Below are 951 nucleotides of genomic sequence, written 5' to 3' on the forward strand. Positions count from 1 at the left end.
GCCGGAGGGTGAGTGGCGGTTGGGTGTGGTGGGTGGTTCGGGGTCGTTGGAGGATGTGGGGTTGGTTGGTGTGGGTGGTGGGGTGTCGTCGTTGGGTGTGGGTGAGGTGCGGGTTGAGGTGCGTGCGGTGGGGGTGAATTTTCGGGATGTGTTGATTGGGTTGGGTGAGTATCCGGATGGGTCGGCGTTGATGGGGTCGGAGGGTGCGGGTGTGGTGGTGGAGGTGGGTGCTGGGGTGGTGGATGTGGTGCCGGGGGATCGGGTGTTTGGTTTGTTGTCGGGTGGGTGTGGTCCGGTGGTGGTGGTGGATCGGCGGTTTGTGGCGTTGGTGCCTGAGGGGTGGTCGTTTGTTGAGGCGGCGTCGGTGCCGATGGCGTTTTTGACGGCGTTTTATGGGTTGGTGGATTTGGGTGGTGTGGGTGTGGGTGATGCGGTGTTGGTGCATGCGGCTGCGGGTGGTGTGGGGATGGCGGCGGTGCAGGTGGCGCGGTGGTTGGGTGCGGAGGTGTTTGGTACGGCGAGTGAGTGGAAGTGGCCGGTGACGGGGTTGGATGAGGGGCATGTGGCGTCGTCGCGTGATGTGGGGTTTGAGGGGGTGTTTCGGGAGCGTACGGGGGGTCGTGGTGTTGATGTGGTGTTGAATGCGTTGGCGGGTGAGTTTGTGGATGCGTCGGCGCGGTTGTTGGTGCCGGGGGGTCGGTTTGTGGAGATGGGTAAGGCGGATGTGCGGGAGGGGTCGGCGTTTGAGGGGCGGGTGTATCGGGCGTTTGATTTGGGTGAGGCGGGGCCGGATCGGTTGCAGGAGATTCTTGTTGAGGTGGTGAGGTTGTTCGGGTTGGGGGAGTTGTCGTTGCTTCCGGTGCGGGCGTGGGATGTGCGTGAGGTGCGGGGGGTTTTGCGTCATGTGGGGTCGGGTGGGCATGTGGGGAAGAATGTGTTGGTGTTGCCGCG

1 protein-coding gene is annotated in these 951 nt (G+C 63.7%); it reads left to right on the forward strand.

Annotated features, from left to right (window positions below; genetic code table 11):
- Positions 1–97: 97 nt before the first annotated feature.
- Positions 98–951: zinc-binding dehydrogenase (locus PJ985_RS23215; RefSeq protein ID WP_271685856.1), on the forward strand; the 854-nt coding region annotated here is incomplete at its 3' end.

It is taken from the genome of Streptomyces sp. ACA25 (assembly GCF_028200735.1).
Classification (GTDB): domain Bacteria; phylum Actinomycetota; class Actinomycetes; order Streptomycetales; family Streptomycetaceae; genus Streptomyces.